Annotated in this window: 1 protein-coding gene; it reads right to left on the bottom strand. The window is 78.6% G+C overall.

Annotation, left to right across the window (positions count from 1 at the left end):
- On the bottom strand, positions 1-1,689 hold a 1,689-nt coding region (locus NBW84_RS22650), incomplete at both ends, for a beta-ketoacyl synthase N-terminal-like domain-containing protein (protein ID WP_250287248.1).

Here is a 1,689-nt window from a genome sequence, read left to right as displayed (position 1 = left end):
CGTCGACGTCGGCGGGGGCCAGGCCGGCGCCCGCGAGCGCCGTGTTGATCACCCGTTGCTGGGACGGCCCGTTGGGGGCGGTCAGCCCGTTGCTCGCGCCGTCGGAGTTGATCGCGCTGCCGCGTACCACCGCCAGCACGCGGTGGCCGTGGCGGCGCGCGTCCGACAGCCGCTCGAGCACGACCACGCCTACGGCCTCCGCCCAGGCGGTGCCGTCCGCGGCGGCGGCGAACGGTTTGCAGCGGCCGTCCACGGACAGCCCGCGCTGCCGGGAGAACTCGGTGAACATGCCGGGCGTCGACATCACGGTCACCCCGCCGGCCAGCGCGAGCCCGCACTCGCCGGAGCGCAGCGCGCTCACGGCCAGGTGCAGTGCCACCAGCGACGACGAGCAGGCGGTGTCCACGGTGATCGCCGGCCCGACGAGGCCGAGGGCGTAGGCCACCCGGCCGGAGGCGACGCTTGGCAGGCCGCCGGTGAGCGCGTACCCGCCGGCCGCGCCGGTGGCCTCGTGCAGCCGCGGGCCGTAGTCCTGCGGGGTGGCGCCGACGAACACCCCGGTCGAGCTGCCCCGCAGCGTCACCGGGTCGATCCCGGCGCGCTCCAGCGCCTCCCAGGAGGCCTCCAGCAGCAGCCGCTGCTGGGGGTCCATCGCGGCGGCCTCCCGCGGGGAGATCTCGAAGAACGCGGCGTCGAACAGGCCGGCGCCGTCGAGGAAGCCGCCCTGGCGGGTGTAGGACGTGCCGGGCCGGCCGGTGCCGTGCTCGTCGGCGCCGGCCGGGTCGTACAGGGCGTCGAGGTCCCAGCCGCGGTCGGTCGGGAACCCGCCGATGGCGTCCTGGCCGGCGGCGAGCAGGTCCCACAGCGCCTCGGGGGAGTCGGCCCCGCCCGGCCAGCGCCCGCTGACCGCGACGATCGCGACCGGCTCGTCCGCGCCGGCTCCCGTCCCGCTCCCGCCCGCGGCCCCCACAGCGGCCCCAGCGGCGCCGGTGCCGGCGGGCGCGCCGGCCACGCCGACGATCTCGGCGAGATGGCGGACGAGCGCGGCGGGCGTCGGGTGGTCGAAGGTCAGTGTGGGCGTCAGCGCCAGCCCGGTGGTGGCCGCCAGCAGGCCGCGGAACTGCACCGCCGCGATCGAGTCCAGGCCGAGGTCCCTGAACGTGCGCCCGGCGCTGACCGCGGCCGGGCCGGTGTGCCCGAGGATGCTGCTCACCGCCGCGCGGACGAGGTCGAGCAGGACGGCGTCGCGCTCCCGCGGGGCGAGCCCGGCGAGCCGGCGGGCCAGCCGCGACGACGGGCCGGCGGCGGACGGCGCCCCCGGCGCCCCCGGCGTTTCGGGTACCGCCGCGTCCGTGCCGTGGGCGTCCGTGCGGTGGGCGTCCGTGCGGTGGGCGGCCGTGTCATGATCCGGAACATTCTGTGCCGGTATGGAGACGTCCGGCAGCTCCACGGCCGGTGCCGCCGCGGACGGTGCCGGGCGGGCCGCCGCGCCCGGCAGCCAGAACCGCCGCCGCTGGAACGGGTAGGTGGGCAGGTCGGTCACGCGCGCCGCCGGGCCGATCGCCGCGGCCCAGTCGACGTCGGCCCCGCGCACGTGCGCCTCGGCGAGCGACGCCAGCAGCCGGCGGGGGCCGCCGTCGTGGCGGCGCAGCGTGCCGGTGACAAGCGCGTCGGCGTGCTCTCCGCCGG

Source organism: Protofrankia sp. CiP1_Cm_nod2 (assembly GCF_920664355.1).
Classification (GTDB): domain Bacteria; phylum Actinomycetota; class Actinomycetes; order Frankiales; family Frankiaceae; genus Protofrankia.
This window is presented reverse-complemented; position numbering and strand designations above follow the sequence as displayed.